The organism is Caballeronia pedi, from assembly GCF_001544915.2.
GTDB classification, from domain to species: domain Bacteria; phylum Pseudomonadota; class Gammaproteobacteria; order Burkholderiales; family Burkholderiaceae; genus Caballeronia; species Caballeronia pedi.
The window spans coordinates 1-23,484 of record NZ_FCOE02000053.1 but is presented as its reverse complement, the minus strand read 5'-3'; the positions used below and the strand labels follow the sequence as shown (position 1 = coordinate 23,484).

Genomic DNA, 23,484 nt, shown 5'->3' with positions numbered 1-23,484 from the left:
TTCATCGAGCGCGATACGCCGCGCTGCGGATCGCGTTGATCGCGGACACATCGCCCTCGGGCGCGGCGCGTACGTTCGCGTGCCGCGCAACGAGCGGAATGCGCCGCGTGCTGCCCGGCGCGAGATGAAACCAGTCGATCCGCGCGTAGTAGTTCGGATCGACGACATGCACCCAGCGCGCAAGCTGATCCGTTCCGACGACGAGACTCCAGCCGTCGTCATCTTTCTCGACGGCGACATGCAGGCCGATATCGCGCCGCTCGCCAACCGACGGATCGGGAAAATGAAACGCTTCCGATAGCACCGCGCCCGTGTCCGTATCGCGCAGCACGACATGCGTCGCATCGTGCGCACGCGGGCCGAAGCGGTACGCATACGCAATATCGAAGAACGCGCCGATCAGCGCATTCGACGACACGCGCTGCACGCTGCGCGGCTGCAACACGAGATCGCGCGAGCCGCCCGCGACCTTCACCGCGCCATCACGCAGACAGACGAGTTCGACGCGTGCCCGAATTTCGCGCGCGGTTTCGTTGACGAGATGCACGTCGAGGCCATCGAGTCCTTCATCCAGAATCAGCGCCTGCACGGGCTGCAACACGCGTGCGAGTCCATGCAACGCACTCTTCGGTACGCCGAGCACATCGATCACGCCCCAGCCCGCGCCCGGCCGCACATCGAGCAGATTCCATACGATGCCGCCCGCGCAAGTTGATCCCTCGCGACGCCATTCCGAGAACACCGCGCCGATCACATCCGCAACGACTGCGCGTGAGAGTTCCAGGTATCGCTCGGGATTTTCATAACGCAGACGCGGCACATCCAGACGATAGAGCGAGTGCATGTAGTGCTCACGCACATCGTCGAAATCCCATGCGGAGCCGGGATCGCGCGGCACGCCTGCTTTCCAGCGCGGTTCGTGCGCACGCGGGTTCGGGATCGCGCGCAACGCGACATCATCGGGGACGTTCGCGAAGGCGAGGCACTCGGACGCGAAACGCACTTGCGCGCGACGGACGTCATCGAACGAGCGCTGATAGGCGGGCACGCCATAGTAATGCGTGATGCCGCCGCGAGTGTTGAAGGGCATCGATTCAGTGTCGCCGGGCGCCGCGCTCGGCGAATTCACGACATACGCGACATCAGGCCGCCGCGCGGCGATCGCATTCGGCAAGAGTTCGGTGAAGAGGCGTTGCTGATACGCGTCGAAAGGCAGGCCGAGCATCGCCGCCTGCTGATGCACTTCGCTTCCGCCGCACAGTACCGCAAGCGACGCGAAGCGGCGCGTGCGCGTGAGAAATTGCTCGGCTTCGCGCTGCACGCTGCCGCGAAAGGTTTCGTCGTCGGGATAGTCGAAGTTCGCGAACGCGAAGTCCTGCCATACGAGTACGCCGTGCTTGTCGGCGAGTTCGTAGAAGGTGTCGGATTCGTAAAGCGTGATGCCGCTCACGCGAACGATGTTGAGGCCAGCGTCGCGCATCAGCCTGAAGATGCTGTCGAGCTTTTCGCGCGGCGCATCGAGTGCGACGATATCGGCCGAGGTCCAGCACGCGCCGCGCGCGAACACGGGCACGCCATTCACGACGAGCTGAAAGCCCTTGTTATCCGCGCCACGATCGACTTCGATCGTTCGAAAGCCGACGTCGCCGAGCGCGATATCGCCGAGCTTCACGGCGTAAAGCGACGGCTCACCGTGCGTATGCGGAAACCACGCACGCACGTTCGGCACGCGCACCTGGCCCGTGAGCGTATGCGCGTCCTGCCATTTCAAAGTGGCTTGCGTTTCGCCGCATTGCAGCGTGACCGGCGTGTGTTCTTGCGCATGAAAGAAGCGCACGGCGATATCCAGAAGGCCGTCGTTTCCATCGATGCGCGTCTGCATGTCCACGTTGTCGATGCAGCTACGCGATTCGCCGATCAATTCGATTGCGCGCCACGGCCCCGCCGGTTGAATCGTCGGGCACCATCCGGACATATGCCCGAGCAGCGTCGTGCGCACGTTGCGCAGCGTCGCCGGTTGCGCGAGCTTCGGACGCCAGCGCGCGCGTCCACGTTTTGCCGCGAGCGCGGGCGCGATCGAGCGAAAGCACAGATGCAGCATGTGATCGCCGTTCAGATCGACATCGAGATCATGCGCGACGAACATCGAATCGGTATCTAACAGCTTGCGATCGTCGAGCCATATCTCCGCGATGGTCGCGAGTCCGTTGAAGCGCAAACGGCGCTTGCCGTTTCCCGAGAGCTTCACGCGATACCAGTGATCCGCGTGCGCGAACGGTTGTGCGAGCGCTTCATCGCTCACGCCCGACGCACGCAAGGCCGATGCGATCGTGCCGGGCACGGGCGCGTCGATCCACTGCGCGAACGTATCGAGCGATGCGGGCGTGGCGCATGCGCCCGCGGGCGTGCTCACGCACTGCCAGCCTTCGGACAGACGCCGCGGCGCGTGCGCGGACAAGACCTGCATGAACCTTCCTCGTTGATGGAATCCGATGAACGACACCGAAGCCGCGCGTTGACAGCGCGGCTTCGGCGTTCAGAGAAAGCGCGCGGCGAGCGGCTCGATGACTCTGTCGTAGGCAGCCTGCATCGATTCGAGACAGTCCTCGCACGGATCGATGCGCGAGCGCATGCGTGCGCGCGCGAGACGGAACTGCATGACCATCGCTTCGCTGGCGATGGACTGCGCGTTCGCTTGAATCTCGCTCGCCACTTCCACGCCGTGCCGGTTCAGCCAGCCGAGATACTTCGACAGCAACTCGAAGTTCGAGCCGAGCTGACGCATCACGTTGAACGTGTAGAGGTGATAGTACGCAGGGTCGCGTTCGAGCATCGCGCGCAAGTGCTCGGGAAATGCTGCACGCCATTGCGCGACCGGGTTCGTCGCGGGGTGCTCCACGAGCCGCAACGCGAGCAGTTCGACCGAGCGTTGCACCATCGCCTGGCCTTGCAGCGGTGCGCGCGCGCGCTTCACGAACTCGACGTAAGGGAAGAGCGCGTGCACATCGCTTGCGAGGCCGGGCAGCAGACGGAACACGCCATCGTAGTCTTCGCCCGACAACGCGAAGTAGCCCGCGTTATGGAAGTACGTGATGCGCTTCGCATCGGTATCGATCTTGTCGATGGCGATGGTCGTCTTCGTATGCGTCTGCCGGTACGCGGTCGCGCGCGTATCGGGCAGATAGTACGAGTCCATCTCGGCCACCACCATCTGCCCGCGCCGCGTCTGCTCACGCACGTGCGCTTCCAGCGTGTCGTAGATCGCGAGCTCCTGGGCCTGCAGGCCGTAGAGCCGCGCGATATCGTCGAGCGAGAACTTCGGGAACGTGAACTGATCGCCCTCGAACGCCTGCGTCACCGTGAAGCCGAGCGCCGCATGCGGATCGCAGCCATAGTGGTTCAGCAGTTCGATCCACAAGTCGACGTAGCAGTTCGTCTCCAGCCACACGCGCTCTTCGCGATGCAGCGCGTGCTGACGAAACTCGCCGTCCGCGGATGCGGGCGCTTGAGTCACGGCTTCTGCCGGCGAGGGTGCGTTCATGCTTCGCTGCCCAGGCTGGCGAGACCTTGCTCGATGAGCGGCGCCTTGTCGCCCCAGAGCAACTGACGCACTTGCTCGGGCCACGCTTTGACATCGAGACCGTGATGACGGAACAGCGCGAGCGTCGTGCGCTCCATGCCGAATCCGACACACGCGGTATGCGCGACCTGATCGTCGGCCTGGCTGATGTGCCACAGCTCGCCGAAGTGGTCCTGGTGATAGTTGAACGAGAGGCACGCGGTCGGACGGTCGGGCGTGGCGACCGGCACGAGCAGTTCGAACTTGAGCTGCTGCGCGCGCTGGCTATCCGCGACGATCATGCCGCCGCGACCGAAGAACGGATCGTTGGCGAGATCGATCTCGAAGGGCAGTGCGAGCAGATTCACGAGCAGCGAGCCGCGCTCGATCCACTTCTGACGGAACTCCATCACCTGCTCGGGGCTTCCTACGCGAATGTACTCGCGCATGCGGAACATCTGCATGCGGCCCGGATCGATGGACGGCTCGTGACGGAAGCAGTACGAGAACGCATCGAAGGTCGCGCCGTCTTCGGCGAGCTTGCCGCGCTTCGCGACGAGCGGATAGATCGGGTAGCAGGCGGCCGGCGTGAGCACGAGGCGCGTGGGCTTTTGCTGATCCATCCAGTCGTCGGAACGCTCTTCTTCCTCGCCGATATGCACGATCTTGTCGAGCGCTTCGAGCAGGCGATGATGCCCGCGGTCAGTGCCCTGGAACGAGTGGATCGTGCCCGCGAGATTCGGGAAGCTCTTCAGATACTCGCTGTCCTCGAAGTCGCGGCGGCGCATCGCGGGCGGGAAGCGCAGCACTTCCGCTTTTTGATCCGCGCCGAGCATCGTGATCGCCTGATTGAGACGCTCGACGACATCCTCGAATACTTCGCTGCGGCCGTAGAGACCGTCTTCGCCCGTGTCGAGCAGAATCCCGGCTTCGATCAGGCGATCGCGCAAGGTCAGGTCCGATTTGTCGTACGGTGCCCGAGTCTCTTGTGATTGTGCTTGTGCTTCGGCCTGCATCATGGCGGCCTGTTCCGTCGGCATGTTCATATCGTCAAATGGTTCCCGTTGCGGCGCGCTGAGCAAGCAGCAGATTCGCCGTGTTCAATTCGATGCGGTCGTTGCTGATCATGAGCGGGGCGGAATGCAGATCGCGCAGATGGCGCCCCACGCTGAACGGCGTGTCGTTCTTGTAACCGGCCATGCCGCAGATCATCAGCGTCTCCTGCACGACATGCACCGCCGATTGCGAAATCGCCAGCTTGAGCATGTTCAGATCCGCGTTGATGCCGATCGACGCCGCGAGCGGCGCGTCATCGTCATTGCTCTGGCTCGCCTTGCGCGCCGCGCGTTCGGTCTGCGCGGCCTCGACATTGGCGAGCGATTCGCGCAGACGCGCCTGCATCATCTTGATGAGCGTGAGCACTTGCGAGAGCCGCGCAGCCGAAGGCGGCAACGCGGGTTTGCCACGCGCCTGATTGCGGAAGAACTGATGCGCGCGGTTGGCCGCGTCGCTCGCGATCCCGCACCATACTGACGACCACAAGGTATGCGATACCGGCAGCATGCTTTCGTCGGCGATCTTCGAGAACGGCGTCGGCAGGATCTGTTCGGCCATGCCGCTCGCGACGAGACGATGCCCTTCGCTGCACGTGCCGCGCATGCCGAGCGTGTCCCACGTGCCGCGCTGTTCGAGCGTGAAGGTATCGCGGGGAGCGACGATCAGCACCTGATCCGAAGGCGGCGCATCCGGATGACGGCGAGCCGTCACGAGAATGCAGTCGGCATACTTGCCGTAGGAAATGGTCGGCGCGAGCTTCTCGATGCGAAACGCGTTATCGACGAGATCGACCGCGCATGCGCTGGTACGCATGTTGCCGCCGATGTTCTCTTCCGATGTCGCCGATGCGAGCAGCAACTGCTCGTTGACCATGCGCGCGAGGAAATCGCGCTGCCACGCGACGTTCACGCCATGCTCGACGATGCACACGACCTGGCTCTGATGCATCGCGTAGATCATCGCGGAGGATGCGCAGCCTTGCGCCAGCGCTTCGCACAAGCGCGCGACGCCGGTGAGCGAGAGGCCATCGCCGCCATACGCTTTCGGGATCATCGCCGAGAAGAGGCGTTCATCGCGCATCGCGGCGATCGCTTCTGCGGGAAAGCGCGCCTCGCGGTCCACTGCATCGGCGTGTTTCGCAGCAATGGCCGCGACGCGCTTCGCGGCTTCGATCAGCTCGCTTTCGCCGCGCGCGTGCACGCTTTGCGCAAGCTCGGCTATTTCCAGCTCCTGAGCGGGCGCGTTCATGCTGCCGCCTGCTGCTGACGACGCAATTCGTCGACGGCGGACGCGAGCGAATCGACGCTCGAGAACAGGCGGCGCGTAAGCATGTGATCGGGAATCTCGATGCCGAATTCGTCTTCGATCGCGAGCATCACGTGTACCGTGGCGAGCGAGGAGAGACCTGCGGCATAGAGATCGTCGCCGTCGGCGAGCGTGTCGATAGGCACGTCGAGACGAGCGGACTCGGCGAGGATGCGACGCAATTCAGTTTTCATTGTGTATGTTTTCCCTTGTACCCGGCCAACGGTGCAGCTAATCCGGAGTGCGGCGATGAATTCTTATCGAATGCCGCAGTGCTCCGGGACTCAAAGTCAGTATTGTTGTTCGCGTCTCGTGAAGACGCCTTTGCAAGCGCCCTCGCGCGTTACTGTCTTGTTTCTCGTTTGATCGTATTTAACGAATTACGAGGCCCCTGCGTCCGTGCGATGCCGCACGGTTGGCTTCGATGAGAATCCGGCGCTTTGTGCGATATCAAGCATGCTGCGAAGTAACGGCATCATTCGAACTGACGCGGGGCGCGGGTTGCGGCGATGCAGGTAACTCCTGCTTCTTTTGCGAAGTGGACCTTGCAAAAACTATGCGCAGGTCGAAAGGTGTTTGAAAACTTATTGAACGGGGTGAGGTAATTGATACTGACAGTTTTATTGGTGACATTTGCTGTGTTGGCCATCGCGTGGAAGAGGCGACGCATCGCCGTTATTCTCGCTGCGGGTGTCGTGTTCTGGCTGCTAGGGAGTTGGTTGCCCGGTCCGCTCGTGCGGCTTGCGAATCATGGCTACGGTTCCATGATCGAGCCGAAGCTCGGCGCGCGTACGGCAATCATCGTGCTTGGCGGTGGGACCTGGTATGACCGGCATAGGCGTCTAGTGCCGAAGGGCGATTCGATGACGCGCGTCGAACTCGCGGCATCGCTTTATAAACGCTGCGTCGAAACGGAGAGGCAATGCTTCGTGCTTATGAGCGGAGGCAATCCGCAACATCATGAACAGAGCGAGGCGGATTTATACGGCGGCTTGCTCGTCGATGCCGGCGTGAAGCGCGCCGACCTGATTCTGGAGAACGAGAGTCTCGATACCTACGAGAACGCCCGCAATACGGAGAAGATACTGCGCGCGCGGCAATACGATGCTTCAGTGCTGATTACGTCGTCTTTGCATATGCGGCGTGCATTGCTCGCTTTCGATGCTTTCGACCTTCATCCTCAACCGGCGGTCGCCTTTATTCGGGTTCCAAGAACGTGGTGGGTACCGCACAGGAGGGGATGGTTCGATGCGGACAGCGCGTTGCATGAATTGATCGGTATCGCACGGTTTCATGTGTGGCGATGGGTCGGGTTGTATTAGATGGACCTAAAGATTCATGGCGTCCCGCAAATAAGTGGACGTTCTACTGGAAGCAAACTTCGCGACGCTCGACGGCGCACCCGCGACCACGATCCTGCCGCCATCCTCACCCGCGCCGGGACCGATATCGATGACCCAATCGGACAGCGATGCAACGCGCATGTCATGCTCCACGACGACCACGGTATTGCCCGCATCCACGAGCCCATGCAATTGCGTCATCAGCCGGTCGACGTCGGCGGGGTGAAGGCCCGTCGTGGGTTCATCGAGGATATAGAGCGTATCGCCTCGATGCGCTCGCTGAAGTTCCGTCGCGAGCTTGATGCGCTGCGCTTCGCCGCCCGAAAGCTCCGTCGCGGGCTGCCCGAGCCGCAGATAACCCAGTCCGATATCGCGTAATACGGCGAGCGCGCGCATCACGTTCGGTTCATCGGCGAAGAAAGCGCAAGCGGCGTCGACGCTCATGTCGAGCACATCCGCGATGTTCTTGCCTTGCCATTCGATTTCCAGCGTCTGCGGGTTGTAACGCGAGCCCTGACACGTCGCGCAGGACGTATAGACGCTCGGCAGGAACAACAGTTCGACGCTGACGAAGCCTTCGCCCTCGCATGTCGGGCAGCGCCCTTGCGCGACGTTGAACGAGAAACGCCCCGCGCCGTAGCGGCGCTTGCGTGCGGCGGGCGTATTCGCGAACAGCTTGCGCACGTGATCGAAAAGGCCCGTATAGGTCGCGAGGTTCGAGCGTGGCGTGCGGCCGATCGGTTTCTGATCGACACGCACGAGACGCCGGATCGTTTCCATCCCTTCGACGATGCGTCCGTCAGCCGATGCAGCCGCTGGCGTGAAGAGCGGGTCCTGTTCGTCTTCCTCCGTGTCGTCGAGCGCGCGCCCGAGCCGTTGCGCGACGAGCTCGGGCAGCGCCTGACTCACGAGGCTCGACTTGCCCGATCCCGATATGCCCGTGACCGCCGTGAAGGCGCCGAGCGGAAACGCGGCGTCGATGCCATGCAGGTTGTTGCGCGTGATGCCTTCGAGCCGCAGCCAGCCGCGCGGCTCGCGCGTGGCGCGTGCGATCGTCTGCTTCGGCGCGAACAGATGCTTGCGCGTCTGCGATTCCTCGATCGATGCGAGGCCGTCGGGCGGCCCGCTGTACAGCACGTGACCGCCGCGCTCGCCCGCCTCCGGACCGACATCGACGAGCCAGTCCGCCCGGCGCATCGTATGCAGATCGTGCTCGATGACAAAGAGCGAATTGCCCGCGGCCTTCAGGCGTAGCAAGGCGGCGAAGAGCGCTTCGCTGTCGGCGGGATGCAGGCCCGCGGAGGGTTCGTCGAGCACGTACACGACGCCGAAGAGTTGCGACGCGAGCTGCGTAGCGAGTCGCAGACGTTGCAGTTCGCCGGAGGACAGCGTGGGCGTCGCGCGGTCGAGCGACAGATAACCGAGGCCGAGATCGATCAGCGTGGCGAGCCGCTCCAGCAGTTCAGCGGCGATGCGCTCGGCGGCGGCGCGTTTCTCGCTGGAGAGGTTCGCGGTGCGGCGCACGTCCGGCGCGGCCTTGTGCGCCGAGCCGCCTGCCGCGACGCGCTTGGCGGTGGCCGCGATCCGGTCTTTCTTCGCGAGCGGCGAAGCTGGCGCGCCGTCGTCATCGGGCCACTCGCCGCGCGCGATGGGCCCGAGCAGATCGGCGAGACGGTTGAGCGGCAAGCGCGCGAATTCGGCGATATCGAGGCCCGCGAAGGTCACGGACAGCGCCTCCTTCTTGAGCCGCTTGCCGTGACACGCGCGGCAATCGCTGCCAATCATGAAGCGCGACACGCGCTTTTTCATGAGCGCGCTTTGCGTGTGCGCGAAGGTATGCAGCACGTAACGGCGCGCGCCGGTGAAGGTGCCCTGATAGCTCGGTTCCGCGCCGCGCTTCAACGCCGCCTGCGTTTCCTTCGGCGTGAGTCCGGCGTAGACCGGCGCCGTCGGCTGGTCTTCGGTGAAGAGAATCCAGTCGCGGTCCTTCTTCGGCAAGTCGCGCCACGGTGTATCGACGTCATAGCCGAGCGTCACGAGGATGTCGCGCAGATTCTGCCCGTGCCACGCAGGCGGCCAGGCGGCGACGGCGCGCTCGCGGATCGTCAGCGAGTCGTCGGGCACCATCGACTTTTCGGTGACTTCGTAGACGCGTCCGAGGCCGTGACACACGGGGCACGCGCCCTGAACCGTGTTCGGCGAGAAATCTTCGGCGTAGAGCATCGGCTGCTTCGGCGGATAGCTGCCGGTGCGCGAGTAGAGCATGCGCACGAGGCTCGAAAGCGTCGTCACGCTGCCGACCGACGAACGCGCATTCGGCGCGCCACGCTGCTGCTGAAGCGCGACGGCGGGTGGCAAGCCCTCGATGGAGTCGACCTGCGGCACACCGACCTGTTCGATGAGACGCCGCGCATACGGCGCGACCGACTCGAAATAGCGCCGCTGCGCTTCGGCGTAGAGCGTGCCGAATGCCAGCGACGATTTGCCGGAACCCGATACGCCGGTGAAGACGACGAGCGCATCGCGCGGCACGTCGACATCGACGTTCTTCAGATTGTGCTCACGCGCGCCGCGCACACGGACGAAGCCGGCGCGCGACGGGGCCGCGCTTTCGTCGTGAGCGGCTGATTTGCGGGTATTTTTGCGGACATCCATGAGCAGGGCCGATATGGCGGCGTCGGAGGGCGAAGATTTGCATGCAGCATGCCATATACCCGATGGCATTTTGCGTTATGCATCTTGAATGCGAAATGCAAGCCGAGGCGAGGCAAGGCTTGTGCGTTGAGAGGGAGGGCGGCGCGTCAGGGCGAAAGATGGGGGCGCACGCGACGAGGAACGTGCGCCTTCGCGAGGTTCAATCGGCGCGAATCAGACCGTCGCGCCTTCCACGTCGATATCGTCGGTGCCGAGTCGCGAGAAGATGTCGCAGACCGCACGCATCTCCGCGTCGTCGCGAATGCTGACGATCACGCGCGTGACCCCGCACACCGCGTCCGCATCGCCGCCGTCGGCGCCGAACGAGGGGAGGATGTCGTCGCCGGAAACGTCGAGGCCGAACGGATAGTCGTGCGTATCGACAACGCCGAGATGTTCGCCGTGGCCCGCATATTCCGCCGTGATCCATTGCGTCTGCAAGGCGGCATTCTGTGTCTGCGATGCACGGAAGTCGGCAAAGCCGCTCATGTTCGCGAGGCGGACCCGGTCGCCCGCGATGCCTTCCGCGCGTAGATCTTCCAGTGCTTCGTCCAGCTTACGGGAGCCAAAGAACGCTCCACTGACTTCACGCATCATTTGCTCGTCTCCTTGCCTGCCAACTTCGATGCCGCGCCTCAGTATCGCCGCGAATCCGGCGAATGTGAATACGGAGATGCACCGGCAGCCGCCTGATCGATGAGCGAGACGCGCGAGAGGCGCAAGCCGCGTGGTGTAGCGCATAGACACGCGCGGCGACGAGCCGGTGAACCGCTGATTCTGGCCCGCGAGTGCGCGAGAAGATGGCGAATCCAACGGATGCGGACATGGATTCGCGAGCCGGCCGATAAAGCGAACCTGCATTGTTCCAGACGAACTGCGACCGCCCGCGTGCGGCGTATGCCGTCTGGCTGGCGCGGTTTCACTTCATGCGGTACTTCAACTTTACGCCGCAACAGACGGTTTATCAACGGTTTGTTTTGTCCCTAATCGCATGATTTCGCGGGGGTTTTCCATCATGGTCAAAGCAGCCCGATGCGTATCCGCGCCGGGGCCGATTCGATATCGCCAGTACAGCGAGTGCTGCTTCTAAATGACGCACGGGTGCCGCCGCAAATTCGATCTGAAGTCGATAGTCATCGTACAAGCTGTCCCGCGCCCTATAATTGCTCATCGAGCACATCAAAGATCGGCCCTTCAATGTCCCAAGCCCTCGCGTCCGGCGCGCTTCGCCGCTCTCGCAATCTCACCGAGGAAGTCGTCGCCGAGTTGTCCGAGCGGATTCGCAGCGGCGCGCTGCAACCCGGCGACAAGCTGCCGACGGAATCGGAAATCATGGCCCAACTGGGCGTGAGCCGAACGGTCGTGCGCGAATCCATCTCGCGGCTGCAGGCAGCGCGGCTCGTGCAGACGCGTCACGGCATCGGCACTTTCGTGCTCGAAGCGGGCGATCAGGACCGTTTCCAGATCGAGGCCGCGGGCGATCTCACGGTGCGCGACGTGATGGCGATCCTCGAGTTGCGCATCAGTCTCGAAGCGGAGGCGGCCGGGCTCGCCGCCATGCGACGCACGGATGAAAACCTCGCGCAGATGCGCCGCGCGCTCGACGAATTCGAGCGGCTCATCGATGCGGGCGAGGGCAACGCGGTCGTCGCCGATGTCGCGTTCCATCTCGAACTCGCCAAGGCCACCGGCAACCGTTATTTCCACAGCATCCTGAGCCAGCTCGGCAACACCATCATTCCGCGCACGCGCGTCAATTCGGCGGCGCTCGCGCACAACGATCCGGGCAGCTATCTCGACCGCGTGAACCGCGAGCATGAAGACATCTACGATGCGATCGAGCGCCGCGATCCCGAGGCGGCGCGTGCGGCCATGCGGATGCATCTGTCGAACAGCCGCGAGCGCTTGCGGCGTGCGCACGAAGCGTCGTCGAAGACGCAGGACGCGATTTAACGTAGAAGCACACGCGGCGTATCGTCGCGTCAATCGAAAATACTTAGTAAAACGAATAAACGCGCTCGAATCCGCCGCGTTCTGACTTGCGCTGCTTAGCTTAGCTCGAAAGATCATTTTGCCGTTGCCGACGCGCGGGATAGCATGGCTCGCCCTCCGCGCGGCGGACCGCGCACGGCTTCACTCTCACTGATCACCACGGACGCTTTAGCATGAATCGAACGACCTCGCGGGGCCGCCGGACCTTCCTCGCCACGCTTCCCGCCGCGCTGGCCGGCATCGCTTTGCCGTCATGGGCGAAGTTCGCCGACGATCAGTTTCGCATCGGTTATCAGAAGGCTGCGAGCACGCTCGTGCTGCTCAAGGCGAAAGGCACGCTTGAGAAGCGGCTCGCGCCGCTGGGCGTGAAGGTCACCTGGACCGAGTTCCCGGCGGGACCGCAGTTGCTCGAAGGCCTGAACGTCGGTGCGATCGACTTCGGCTATGTGGGCGAGGCGCCGCCCGTGTTCGCGCCGGCCGCTGGCGCGGACTTCGTCTATACGGCCTACGAGGTGCCGACGCCGCGCGCAGAAGGCGTGGTGGTCGCGAAGGATTCTCCGATCAAGACGGTCGCCGACCTGAAGGGCAAGAAGGTCGCCTTCAATCGCGGATCGGACGTGCACTGGTTCATCATCGCGCTGCTGCGCAAGCACGGCCTCGACTATGGCGATATCCAGCCGGCCTATCTCGCGCCTGCCGATGCGCGCGCGGCGCTCGAGCGTCAGGCCATCGACGCCTGGGCGATCTGGGACCCGTTCCTCGCCGCAGCGCAATCGCAAGGCAACGCGCGTTTGCTGGCCGATGCGCAAGGCGTAGCCAGTCATCACCAGTTCTTTCTCAGCCAGCGCGAGTACGCGCAAAAGCGCAAGGACGTCATCGCCATCACGATGGACGAACTCGGCAAGGAAGGACAGTGGATCAGGCAGAACGTCGGGGTCGCCGCCGCGCAGCTCGCACCGATTCAGGGGCTCGACGCCGCCACGATCCAGACCGGCTTGCAGCATTACGAACACGTCTATCGACCGATCGACGCGGCCGTTCTCGACGAGCAGCAACGCATCGCCGATACGTTCCACGAACTCAAGCTGATCCCGCGCAAGATCACGACGAAGGACGCGGTGCTGGCCTGAGTCGTGGAATCGCCAGTCACGAAGCCATCGGCGTCAGAAGCGCACGCGCACGCCGCCGAAAGCCGCGACCTGCCGGTTCGTCGATGAAGGCGTGCCCGCGTCCGCGATCGCCGCGATCTTTTGATAACCGCTGCCCACGCGCGTGGACGCATCGCCCGATGCGAGCTGATACACGGCGGACAGATACAGATCGGTGCGCTTCGAGAGCACATAGTCGACGCCAAGCGTGAACTGATGCCAGCGCGGTTTGAGCGTCGCGCCGGCGGTGCCGGGCAGGCTGTTCGCGCGGCCGTCGGTGAACGTGTAGACGCCGACGAGCGTCGTCGCGGGCGTCAGGTTGTAGCGCGCGTTGACGTCGTAGTTGTTGAACTTGCGTGACGAGCCGTCGTTGTAGTCGAGCTGCGTGTGGCTGAACGCGAAGCCGAGCGTCGCGACGGCGCCGAGCGCGTAGTTCGCGCCTGCAACCGCAATCTGCTGACGCGCCACGCCGCTGTTCAGGCCGTAGAAGAACGCGCCGCTGTAGTCATCGCCGGTCGTGGCCGATGCGCCACCCACCGCGCCTGCCGTGTTCGATGCGACGTTCGGATGATCGAGCAGCACATAGCCGCCGCCGACGGAAAGCGGCCCGTTCACGTAGTTCGCCGCCACACCCCACGCCCGGTTGTTGCCGAAGCCCGTGCCCGCGCCGCTGTTGGCCTGGTTGCTGAACGCATAGAGTGCATCGACGCTGAACCCGGCGATTGTGTCGCTGCGAAACTTCACGGCATTGTTGATGCGGAAGGTCTGGTTCAGATTGTCGTTGTCGCCGACGTGCGTGGACGGAGACCAGAAGCCCGGACCCGCGTACGCGGCGACGAGGTCCGTGTTCGGATCGTATTGACGTCCGAAGGTGAGCGTGCCCACGCCGGTCTTCGCGACGCCCACGAACGCCTGCCTCCCGAATTCGCGGCCGCCCTGTGCAAGCGTGCCGTCGTTCACGCGAAAGCCGCTTTCGAGCGTGAAGACCGTCCTGTAGCCGCCGCCCAGATCCTCGACGCCCTTCAGGCCCCAGCGGCTGCCGTTGAGCTTGCCGCTCGTCGCCTGAAAGTTGTGCGCGCCGCGCTGATTGTTCGTATAGGCGATACCCGCGTCGATGAGCCCGTACAGCGTGACCGAGCTTTGTGCCTGCACGATGCCCGGAAGAGTGACCAGAATGCCGGTAGCGCCGGCGAGTGCGACTCGTTTCATTGACTTCCTTGTACGTGTTAACCACGAGTTTTTGGGGAAGCCGATCTTACGGTCGCGCTTACTGAAGTCGAACGATCGATTTCTCATGTGTAATCGTTCTATTCAGTCATTTGTAATCCGAACAATTTATGCGATACATCGCAATTCACGCAGCGCGATGTGATGATCAACTGATGCCGCCGCTGATTTGCTTTCGTCAAAGCATTGGTTGGGGAAGCGTGCGCAGGCCCCTAGCATTGAGCGCTTGGGACGACATTGGAACACCCTCATGCGATACAAGGGATATGACGTGGCGCCGTCCGCGTACGCTTTGCCGAGCGGTCTGTACGCGGCGAATCTGATCATCGAGAGCGCTACGCCGGAGAGTCGCGCATCGCATACGTTCGATGCGCTCGACTACTTTTTCGAAGCCGATCATGCCATCGCGTATGCGGCGCGCTGGGCCCGGCTCTGGATCGATCAGCGCGGCAAGTCCGGGCGCGCCGGCGGCTGAGCCGGCGCACGTGCTTCAGGCGAGATCGGGCGGCGCCGCCTTGAGCACATCGACGTGCTTCGGTATCAGGCCTAGCTCGACGAAGGTATCCGCGATCTGTTGCTGTTCATTGATGATGCTGCGTGTAATGGCCTCGGTGCCGAACACCTGCCGGCTCACCGCAAGCTCGACGACCGGCTTCGGCAAGCCCCACAGCCGCGCGAGCTCGCTCGCGAGTTCGTCGGGATGCTGCTTGCCCCATTGATCGACCGCCTTGATTTCCTCGATGACGATGCGAATCACATCGGAATTCTTCGCCACATAACTCTGCGATGAAAAGTAGTACGCGCGATTGCCGACGACACCGCTCGCATCCGCCACGATGCGCGCATCCAGCGTCTTCTGCGCGGCGGCGAAGAACGGGTCCCAGATGACCCACGCGTCGATGGAGCCGCGCTCGAACGCGGCGCGCGCATCGGCGGGCGCGAGAAAGGCCAGCTCGACGTCGCCATATCGAAGGCCATGCTGATGCAGCAGCTTCGCGAGAAAGTAGTGAACGTTGCTGCCCTTGTTCAGCGCCACGCGCTTGCCCTTCAGATCCGCCACGCTCCGGATGGACGATTGCGCGGGCACGATCACGGCTTCGGAGCGCGGCCGCGCCGGCGTCGCCGCGACGTAGGCGAGCGGCGCGCCCGCGGCCTGCGCGAAGATGGGCGGCGCTTCGCCGACATCGCCGAAATCGATCGAGCCGACGTTGAGCGCTTCCAGTTGCACCGGGCCGGCGGAGAACTCCGTCCAGCTCACCGATACGTTGAGCGGGGCCAGCCGTTTCTCCAGCGTGCCGCGTCCCTTGAGCAGATTCAGATAGCCTTTCTGGTTGCCGACACGAAGCACGCGCGCTTGTCCCGACGCGCCTTGCTGCGCAAACGATGCGGGCATCGCGGCGAATGCAGCGGCGCTCGCAGCGGCGCGGACGGAGAGGGACAGGAAAGCGCGACGATCGGCGGTTGTTCTGCTTTTGGACATGACAGGAATCGGGAGTTATTTAAGGAGCTCAGATGCTAGAGCGAAGGCTCAAGCGGACCAACGTAGTAATGGAGATATCGCTATCGCAATCGGTGTCATATGCATTTGCTTCCCTCGCCCGCCGTACATGAATCGAGTGGAATGCATCGCAGAAAAGCTCGTTTGTGAAACGACTCGCAGCAGCCTAGATTGAAGCCTTCAAGAACTGAAGGAAGCGACCCATGCCGCAATTGCTGACGCATTACTGGCGCATGCGCGAAGTCCGGCCCGCGATGAACCCATGCGCCTGTGAGACGCCGCGCCGCGATGAAGAGGCGAGCCGCGCCGAGCGGCTCGAATACATCGCGTTGTTCGCCCAGGCCGGATACTTCAACATGGGCAGTGCAGTCGATCTGTTCCAGCCTCCGCCTTTCTGAAGCGTCTCTTAGCGCCTTTGGGCATATCCTTATCGGCATTCGATGGTTAGCCGGTCATCCGCGCGTCGCTAGACTCGGCGCGGTTCACGCTGCTTCGGAGTGCATGATGAGTCTCGATGTCTTCTGGTTCCTGCCCACCTCGGGCGATACGCGCTATCTCGGCGCGTCCGATTTCGGCCGTGCGCCGACCAACGCCTATATGCGGCAAATCGCCGTCGCCGCCGATGAACTCGGCTACGACGGCCTGTTGATTCCCACCGGCAGCAGTTGTCTCGATCCGTGGGTGACCGCCGCGAGTCTCGCGCCGGTCACGCGCCGCATCAAGCTGCTGGTCGCGCTGCGCACTTCGCTCGGTAATGTCACGGCGTCCGCGCGTCAGGCCGCCACGCTCGACGAGGCGCTGGGCGGCCGGCTGCTGCTCAACGTCGTGCCGGGCGGCGATGCGACCGAACTCGCCGCCGATGGCGTCTTTCTCGATCACGAAGCGCGCTACGAATACGCAGACGAATTCCTCGGCGTATGGCGCAGGCTTTTCACAGGCGAATCGATCGATTTCGACGGCAAGCACGTGCGCGTGAAAGGCGCGAAGAACTTCCATGAATCCGTGCAGAAGCCGTACCCGCCGCTTTACTTCGGCGGTTCGTCGGAGGCGGCGCACGAGATCGCGGCCGAGCACGTCGATACCTATCTCACCTGGGGCGAGCCGCCCGCCGCCGTCGCCGCGAAATTCGCCGATGTGCGCGAGCGCGCCGCGCGCCGTGGCCGCACGCTGCGCTGCGGCGTGCGTCTGCACGTGATCGTGCGAGAGACCAGCGACGAAGCCTGGGCCGCCGCCGATTCGCTGATCAGCCGCCTCACCGACGAAGACATCACACAATCGCAACAGAACTTCGCGAAGATGGACTCGGTCGGCCAGCGTCGCATGGCGGAGTTGCACGGCGGCCGGCGCGACCGGCTCGAAATCAGCCCGAACCTGTGGGCGGGCGTCGGGCTCGTGCGCGGCGGCGCGGGCACGGCTCTGGTCGGCGACGCACAGACGGTGGCGGCGCGTCTGCGGGAATATACGGAGGCGGGCGCTGACAGCTTCGTGCTGTCGGGCTATCCGCATCTGGAGGAGGCGTATCGCTTCGCGGAGCTGGTGTTCCCGCTCCTGCCCGGCAAGGGGCGCGTCACGACCGGCGCGCGGCAAACGGGCGGCGCCTTCGATATTCGCGCGGGCCACGGCCCGCGCTAAAAGGGCGGCGTCTGCCGCCGTCACGAGGAGTAGGGATGAAGATGGCGCACCGGATCAGTTCATCGGCGACAGGACCCGCGTGGGAACTGGTGTTCGGCGCGATCATGACGGCGCTGGGCGTGGCGCTCTGGTGCTACGGCAAGCTGGCATGGCCCGACAACGTCGACCAGTCGCTCGGCGTCGCGGCCTTGCTGATCGGCGTTTTCATCTCGGTGTATGCCGGCCACGAAATTCTTCGCGGACGTCGGCGAAGGTAGCGGCATCTGCGTTCATATCGCCTCGTGGGCGAAGCGGGCGTGCATACATGCTCGCTATTCTGGGCGGTCTCTTTGCGCATTGGCCAGCCGGCCATCTTGCGCGCCCTCGTCGGCGTGGACGCGTAGCAACGCGTCGTCGACGCAGTTCTTCTTCCATCGTTCCCTGCCTGCAATCGGTCCAAAGCAAGTCGTCATTTGCAAATGAAAAATGCTTGGTTCTGATTCGCGCCCGTGTCTCGCATAGTCGAGCGTGATGGCTATAGACGCCATCGCTTCTGTGACGAAACGAAGATACGGAGACGTCATGACTGACGAAGTACAGGAACGTGTGATTCATCCGGTGCTGGAGGCGGCACGCGAAGCAGGCGTCGGGGCGCATCTGCCTTATGCAGGCAGCGTAGCGCCGGCCGACGCATGGGCGCTCGTGCAGGCAGGCGACGCCGTGCTGGTCGACGTGCGCACCGTCGAAGAACGCAAATTCGTGGGACAGGTGCCCGAAAGCCTGCACGTCGCGTGGGCGACGGGCACGAGCCTTACCCGCAATCCGCGCTTCGTGCGCGAACTGGAAGCGAAGACCGGCAAGGATGCAATCGTGCTGCTCTTGTGCCGCAGCGGCAAGCGCTCGGCGGCGGCCGCCGAAGCCGCGACGAAAGCCGGCTTTGCGCATGCATTCAACGTGAGCGAAGGATTCGAAGGCGAACTGGACGAGCAACAGCGGCGCGGCACGCAGAACGGCTGGCGCTATCTCGGCTTGCCCTGGGTTCAGGATTGAAGCAGACGACCAATCAAATCCAAAGGACTGCACTGTGGCTGTATTCGACATCGACGACATCGTCCAATCGCTTCAGACGGTCCGCCAGCAGTGGCGGGAAGTGCAGAAGCGCTCGCTGGAGCCGGGCGGGCGCGAGCTTCCCGCGCGCGAGGCGCTCGCCGACATCGTCGGGGCGCTGAAAGGCGCACTCTTTCCGATGCGGCTCGGCCCGCCCGATCTGCGTCAGGAAAGCGAGAACTTCTACGTCGGGCATGCACTCGACTTCGCGTTGCAGGGCCTGCTCGCGCAGGCAAAGCTGGAGCTGCAATACAAGGCGCGGCATCAGCCGCGCGACGACCACGCGATCGAAACACGCGCCAGCAACGCGATACGCGCGTTCGCCGGCACGCTGCCGCGCATCCGCAGCCTGCTCGACAGCGACATCCTCGCGGCCTATCAGGGCGATCCGGCGGCGGGCAGCGTCGATGAAGTGCTGCTCTGCTATCCCGGCATTCTCGTGATGATTCATCATCGCATCGCGCACGAGTTGTACCGGCTCCAGTTGCCGTTGCTCGCGCGCATCGTGGCCGAGCTTGCGCATGGCGAGACTGGCATCGACATTCATCCGGGCGCGCGCATCGGCTCGGGCTTTTTCATCGATCACGGCACGGGCGTGGTGATCGGCGAGACGGCGGTGATCGGCAACCACGTGCGCATCTATCAGGCGGTGACGCTCGGCGCGAAGCGCTTTCCGCGCGATGCGCAGGGGCATCTGGAGAAGGGGCTCGCGCGTCATCCGATCGTCGAGGACGACGTGGTCATCTATGCCGGCGCGACCATCCTCGGACGCGTGACGCTCGGGCGCGGTGCGGTCATCGGCGGCAACGTGTGGCTCACGCATGACGTCGCGCCGGGCGCATCCGTGACGCAGGCGCTGTCGCAAAGCGGCGAGGCCGCGACGCGCATCCCGATACTTCAGACCGAGCAGGTCTCGCCATGAGCACGCTAGTGCGCCATTTTGGCGCGACGGTGCGCGAGCTGCGCGAGTCTCACGGCTGGACGCAGGAGCAACTCGCGGAGCACGCAGGCTTGAACCGCTCTTACGTGGGCGAGATCGAGCGCGGCTCGTGCATTGCATCGATCGTGACAGTCGACAAACTCGCGCACGCGCTGCGTGTGCCGATGGCGCGTCTGCTGGCGCCCGCGCAACCCGTCGAAGCGGAACCGCTGACCGACTCGGCAGCGGAAAAGTAAAAAGTGACGGCTATAGCATGTTGAACGGGGTTTGTGGCCTCGTGATAATGACGCCCGTTCATAAGCATTCCCGTCCTTCTTCTATAGACCCCGGAGCTTCCCATGACCGCAACAGTCGGCGGCGCGTCCGCGCTCGGCGATACCGCAGCACGGCAACTAGCCAACGCCACCAAGACGGTCCCGCAACTCTCGACCATCACGCCTCGCTGGCTCACGCATCTGCTGCAATGGGTGCCGGTCGAGGCGGGCATCTATCGTCTGAATCAGGTGAAGAATCCCGAGGCGGTGCGCGCGCTGTGCACGCAGCGCGAAGACGACAGCATGCTGCCGCGCACCTTCGTGCCTTACGAAGAGGCGCCACGCGAATACTTCCTGAACGCGGTGAGCACGGTGCTCGACGTGCAGACGCGCGTGGCCGATCTCTACAGCAGCCCGCACGATCAGACCAAGGAGCAGTTGCGCCTCACCATCGAGACGATCAAGGAGCTTCAGGAAAGCCAGCTCATCAACAATCCCGATTACGGCCTGCTCGCGAATGTCGCCGAGGAACAGCGCGTGTTTCCGCTGACCGGCGCGCCGACGCCCGACGATCTCGACGAACTGCTCACGCGCGTCTGGAAAGAGCCGGCGTTCTTCCTCACACATCCGCTCGCGATCGCCGCGTTCGGCCGTGAATGCACGCGCCGTGGCGTGCCGCCGCCGACCGTGAGCCTGTTCGGTTCGCAGTTCCTGACGTGGCGCGGCATTCCGCTGATTCCGTCGGACAAGGTGCCGGTGGCGGACAACAAGACCAAGATTCTGCTGTTGCGCGTGGGCGACAAGCGGCAGGGCGTGGTCGGCCTGTATCAGCCGGGGGTGGCGGGCGAGCAGGGGCCGGGTCTGTCGGTACGCTTCATGGGCATCAACAATCACGCGATCGCGTCGTATCTGATCTCGCTGTATTGCTCGCTCGCGGTGCATTCGCCGGATGCGCTGGCCGTTCTGGATGACGTGGAGATCGCCAAGTACCATGACTATCCCGACACCTACCGCTAATCCCGTCAGCCACGCGTCGCCGTCGCTGCCGCAGGCGGATGCGCCCGCGGGCCTGCCCGACGTGGCGACGCTCGCGCGCCTCGCCAACGCGTTTTTTTCGAGCGTGCCGGGCAGCGCGACGCCAGCCGCCGCGAGTCTCGGCAGCGGCGGCGGCGAGTCGATTTCGGCGGCGCTGCCGTTCACCGCACCCGCGACGAGTGTAGCGAGCAATCCCGCGCCGCCGGGCTCGCCGCTCGCCGGACCGGGCGGCACGGGTACCGGCGTGCCGGGCCTGTCGATACCGCAAGGCATCGCGCCGGGGGCGAATCTCGCGCCGTCGTCGCCGCTGCATGTGCTGTCGATCGGCAATCGCGCGCCCGCGCTCGTGCCGCATGCCGTCGCGCATGACGGCGTGCCGGATCTGGTGCATACCGTCGCGCCCGCGATGGAACCGCGTCTGGGCGGCGCGGCGCTCGGCGCCGAACCGGTGCAGATCGAGCGGCCTGCGGCGTCGGGCGCGGCGACTTCCGGCTATTACTTTCTGAACGAAGGCGCCGATGCGCCGCACGCGCAACGCCACACGCCCCCGCGGGGATACGCCGCGACGCCCGAATCGTTCGGCCTGCCCGGCGACGACTTCCTGCGCTCGCTCGCTGCGGAGCCGCGCAGCGCACCCGCCGATTTCGATCGTACGGGCTCCTACTATTTCGCCGATGACAGCCGCAGCCAGACGCCGTATGCGAACTCCGCGCATCCGCCGTTCGACGTCAACGCGATCCGCCGCGACTTCCCGATTCTTCAGGAGCGCGTGAACGGCCGCCAGCTCGTCTGGTTCGACAACGCGGCGACCACGCAAAAGCCGCAGGCGGTCATCGACCGGCTCGCGTACTTCTATGCCCACGAGAACTCGAATATCCACCGCGCGGCGCATGCCATCGCGGGCCGGGCAACCGATGCCTACGAAGGCGCACGCGAGACGGTGCGACGCTTCCTCAATGCGGCCTCGACGGAAGAGATCATCTTCGTGCGCGGCACGACCGAGGGCATCAACCTGGTGGCGAAGTCGTGGGGCGTGAAGAACGTCGGCGAGGGCGACGAGATCATCGTGTCGCATCTGGAGCATCACGCGAACATCGTGCCGTGGCAGCAGCTCGCCTCACTCACGGGCGCGAAGCTGCGCGTGATCCCGGTCGACGATTCGGGACAGGTGCTGCTCGACGAATACCAGCGCATGCTCAACGGGCGCACGAAGATCGTGGCGGTCACGCAGGTGTCGAATGCGCTCGGGACCGTCGTGCCGGTGCGGGAGATCGTCGCGATGGCGCATCGGGCGGGCGCGCGGGCGCTCGTCGACGGCGCGCAGTCGGTGTCGCACATGCGGGTGGATGTGCAGAGCATCGACGCTGACTTCTTCGTGTTCTCGGGCCACAAGCTGTTCGGGCCGACGGGCATCGGCGCGGTGTACGGCAAGCGCGAGGTGCTCGAAGATATGCCGCCGTGGGAAGGCGGCGGCAACATGATTCAGGACGTGACCTTCGAGCGCACCGTGTTCCAGGGCCCGCCGAGCCGTTTCGAGGCGGGCACGGGCAACATCGCGGATGCGGTGGGGCTCGCGGCCGCGATCGACTACGTGACGCGCATCGGTATCGAGAATATCGGGCGGTACGAGCATGATCTGCTCGCGTATGCGACGAACCTGCTGCGGCCCGTGCCCGGCGTGCGGCTGATCGGCACGGCGGACGACAAGGCGAGCGTGCTGTCGTTCGTGCTGAAGGGCTATCAGCCGGAAGAGGTCGGACGTGCGCTGAACGAAGAGGGCATCGCGGTGCGCTCCGGGCATCATTGCGCGCAGCCGATCCTGCGGCGCTTCGGCGTCGAGGCGACGGTGCGGCCTTCGCTCGCGTTCTACAACACCTGCGATGAAGTGGACCGCATGATCTCGGTCGTGCGCAATCTCGCCGCACGGAGGTGAAACGGCGCGGTACATGACATCGGTTGCTATCGATATGCCCGGATGATCGAGCGTGTTTTCGCGAGTTGGAGTACCTTGGCGCGACCTGCCATTCGTTCTCCAACCGACGCGATGCCACACTCCCGACAACTCCATCTCGGCGCGTTCATGCGCCCGGTCAGTCTGCACACCGGCGCGTGGCGCTATCCGGGCGCATTCCCCGACGCCAACTTCAACTTCAGGCATCTGAAGCGCTTCGTGCAGACGCTGGAAAAAGCCTGCTTCGATGCGTTCTTCATGGCTGACCATCTCGCCGTTCTCAACATGCCGGTGAACGCGCTCAAGCGCAGCCATACCGCGACATCGTTCGAACCGTTCACGCTGCTCTCCGCGCTCGCCTCGGTGACCGAACGCATCGGGCTGGTGGCGACGGCGTCGACTACATTCGACGAGCCGTATCACATCGCGCGGCGCTTCGCTTCGCTCGATCATCTGAGCGAAGGGCGCGCGGGGTGGAATCTCGTCACGACATCCAATCCCGACGCCGCGCGCAACTTCGGCCGCGAAGAGCATATGGAACACGACGAGCGCTATCGGCGCGCGCGCGAGTTCTACGATGTCGTCACGGGCCTCTGGGATAGCTGGGCCGACGACGCCTTCGTGCGCGACGCGCAAAGCGGCCTGTTCTTCGATCCGGACAAGCTCCACGTGCTCGATCACAAGGGCGACTACCTGTCCGTGCGCGGGCCGTTGAACATCGCGCGGCCGGTGCAGGGCTGGCCGGTGGTGGTGCAGGCGGGGGC

At 64.1% G+C, this 23,484-nt stretch carries 22 protein-coding genes; 13 read left to right on the top strand and 9 right to left on the bottom strand.

The genetic code is table 11. The annotated features are described in order from the left end of the window. Position 1: 1 nt before the first annotated feature. The 5 genes from AWB80_RS38510 to AWB80_RS38490 all read right to left on the bottom strand — a co-directional run bounded on the left by AWB80_RS38510 (position 2) and on the right by AWB80_RS38490 (position 6,114). On the bottom strand, positions 2 to 2,467 hold the full coding sequence (locus tag AWB80_RS38510; protein WP_061179868.1) for a glycosyl hydrolase 2 galactose-binding domain-containing protein: 2,466 nt from the start codon (positions 2,465 to 2,467) through the stop codon (positions 2 to 4). 69 nt (positions 2,468 to 2,536) lie between these two features. Further along, entirely contained in the window at positions 2,537 to 3,541 is a 1,005-nt protein-coding gene (locus AWB80_RS38505; RefSeq protein WP_061179867.1) for a DUF1839 family protein, read from the bottom strand. Continuing rightward, a complete protein-coding gene (locus AWB80_RS38500) occupies positions 3,538 to 4,605 on the bottom strand; it encodes an amino acid--[acyl-carrier-protein] ligase (protein WP_061179866.1) in 1,068 nt (355 codons plus the stop codon). Before AWB80_RS38500 ends, AWB80_RS38505 begins: the two co-directional genes overlap by 4 nt. 4 nt (positions 4,606 to 4,609) lie before the next feature. Next, positions 4,610 to 5,863 (bottom strand): acyl-CoA dehydrogenase family protein, encoded by a 1,254-nt coding sequence (locus tag AWB80_RS38495; RefSeq protein WP_061179865.1) that lies wholly within the window; start codon positions 5,861 to 5,863, stop codon positions 4,610 to 4,612. Continuing rightward, complete coding sequence (locus AWB80_RS38490) at positions 5,860 to 6,114, bottom strand: acyl carrier protein (RefSeq protein ID WP_061179864.1); 255 nt, start codon at positions 6,112 to 6,114, stop codon at positions 5,860 to 5,862. Before AWB80_RS38490 ends, AWB80_RS38495 begins: the two co-directional genes overlap by 4 nt. 444 nt (positions 6,115 to 6,558) lie before the next feature. Between AWB80_RS38490 and AWB80_RS38485 the strand changes: the two genes are divergently transcribed. Next, positions 6,559 to 7,242 (top strand): YdcF family protein, encoded by a 684-nt coding sequence (locus AWB80_RS38485; protein ID WP_244206976.1) that lies wholly within the window; start codon positions 6,559 to 6,561, stop codon positions 7,240 to 7,242. Between the two features lie 6 nt (positions 7,243 to 7,248). On the opposite strand, the gene AWB80_RS38480 is transcribed toward AWB80_RS38485, so the two are convergent. Both AWB80_RS38480 and AWB80_RS38475 read right to left on the bottom strand, forming a co-directional pair. Then, positions 7,249 to 9,918: an excinuclease ABC subunit UvrA gene (locus tag AWB80_RS38480; RefSeq protein ID WP_061179862.1), complete on the bottom strand. Its 2,670-nt coding sequence runs from the start codon at positions 9,916 to 9,918 to the stop codon at positions 7,249 to 7,251. A gap of 213 nt (positions 9,919 to 10,131) precedes the next feature. Further along, positions 10,132 to 10,554, bottom strand: coding sequence for a hypothetical protein (locus tag AWB80_RS38475; RefSeq protein ID WP_061179883.1), 423 nt, complete (start codon positions 10,552 to 10,554; stop codon positions 10,132 to 10,134). 600 nt (positions 10,555 to 11,154) lie between these two features. Between AWB80_RS38475 and AWB80_RS38470 the strand changes: the two genes are divergently transcribed. After that, positions 11,155 to 11,910 carry a FadR/GntR family transcriptional regulator gene (locus AWB80_RS38470; RefSeq protein WP_061179861.1) on the top strand — a complete coding sequence of 252 codons (756 nt, stop codon included), beginning with the start codon at positions 11,155 to 11,157 and terminating at the stop codon, positions 11,908 to 11,910. Between the two features lie 212 nt (positions 11,911 to 12,122). Next, entirely contained in the window at positions 12,123 to 13,079 is a 957-nt protein-coding gene (locus AWB80_RS38465; RefSeq protein ID WP_061179860.1) for a sulfonate ABC transporter substrate-binding protein, read from the top strand. Between the two features lie 33 nt (positions 13,080 to 13,112). Here AWB80_RS38465 and AWB80_RS38460 read toward each other — a convergent pair whose 3' ends face one another. Next, the gene (locus tag AWB80_RS38460; RefSeq protein ID WP_061179859.1) at positions 13,113 to 14,306 is read right to left on the bottom strand and encodes a porin; all 1,194 of its coding nucleotides are present in this window, start codon (positions 14,304 to 14,306) and stop codon (positions 13,113 to 13,115) included. A 268-nt stretch (positions 14,307 to 14,574) separates the two neighbouring features. Between AWB80_RS38460 and AWB80_RS38455 the strand changes: the two genes are divergently transcribed. Further along, complete coding sequence (locus AWB80_RS38455; protein ID WP_061179858.1) at positions 14,575 to 14,799, top strand: hypothetical protein; 225 nt, start codon at positions 14,575 to 14,577, stop codon at positions 14,797 to 14,799. Between the two features lie 15 nt (positions 14,800 to 14,814). Here the strand turns inward: AWB80_RS38455 and AWB80_RS38450 are convergent, their stop codons facing one another. Next, positions 14,815 to 15,804, bottom strand: coding sequence for a sulfonate ABC transporter substrate-binding protein (locus AWB80_RS38450; protein WP_061179857.1), 990 nt, complete (start codon positions 15,802 to 15,804; stop codon positions 14,815 to 14,817). Between the two features lie 221 nt (positions 15,805 to 16,025). On the opposite strand from AWB80_RS38450, the gene AWB80_RS38445 reads away from it, so the two are divergent. From AWB80_RS38445 to AWB80_RS38400, 9 genes are all read left to right on the top strand, one after another. Then, a complete protein-coding gene (locus AWB80_RS38445) occupies positions 16,026 to 16,220 on the top strand; it encodes a hypothetical protein (RefSeq protein WP_061179856.1) in 195 nt (64 codons plus the stop codon). 106 nt (positions 16,221 to 16,326) lie between these two features. Next, positions 16,327 to 17,454 carry an FMNH2-dependent alkanesulfonate monooxygenase gene (gene ssuD / locus AWB80_RS38440; protein WP_061179882.1) on the top strand — a complete coding sequence of 376 codons (1,128 nt, stop codon included), beginning with the start codon at positions 16,327 to 16,329 and terminating at the stop codon, positions 17,452 to 17,454. A gap of 35 nt (positions 17,455 to 17,489) precedes the next feature. Then, positions 17,490 to 17,711, top strand: a complete 222-nt coding sequence (locus AWB80_RS38435; RefSeq protein ID WP_061179855.1) for a hypothetical protein — start codon at positions 17,490 to 17,492, stop codon at positions 17,709 to 17,711. A gap of 304 nt (positions 17,712 to 18,015) precedes the next feature. Beyond that, positions 18,016 to 18,483, top strand: coding sequence for a rhodanese-like domain-containing protein (locus AWB80_RS38425; protein WP_061179853.1), 468 nt, complete (start codon positions 18,016 to 18,018; stop codon positions 18,481 to 18,483). Positions 18,484 to 18,517: 34 nt separating this feature from the next. Further along, entirely contained in the window at positions 18,518 to 19,462 is a 945-nt protein-coding gene (gene epsC, locus AWB80_RS38420; RefSeq protein ID WP_061179852.1) for a serine O-acetyltransferase EpsC, read from the top strand. Then, a complete protein-coding gene (locus AWB80_RS38415; RefSeq protein ID WP_061179851.1) occupies positions 19,459 to 19,716 on the top strand; it encodes a helix-turn-helix domain-containing protein in 258 nt (85 codons plus the stop codon). Before epsC ends, AWB80_RS38415 begins: the two co-directional genes overlap by 4 nt. Before the next feature lie 102 nt (positions 19,717 to 19,818). Beyond that, positions 19,819 to 20,751 (top strand): family 2A encapsulin nanocompartment shell protein, encoded by a 933-nt coding sequence (locus AWB80_RS38410; RefSeq protein ID WP_061179850.1) that lies wholly within the window; start codon positions 19,819 to 19,821, stop codon positions 20,749 to 20,751. After that, positions 20,726 to 22,702, top strand: coding sequence for a family 2A encapsulin nanocompartment cargo protein cysteine desulfurase (locus AWB80_RS38405; protein WP_061179849.1), 1,977 nt, complete (start codon positions 20,726 to 20,728; stop codon positions 22,700 to 22,702). Before AWB80_RS38410 ends, AWB80_RS38405 begins: the two co-directional genes overlap by 26 nt. A 111-nt stretch (positions 22,703 to 22,813) precedes the next feature. Next, the coding region (locus AWB80_RS38400) for an NtaA/DmoA family FMN-dependent monooxygenase (protein ID WP_143328232.1) at positions 22,814 to 23,484 on the top strand (671 nt) is incomplete at its 3' end.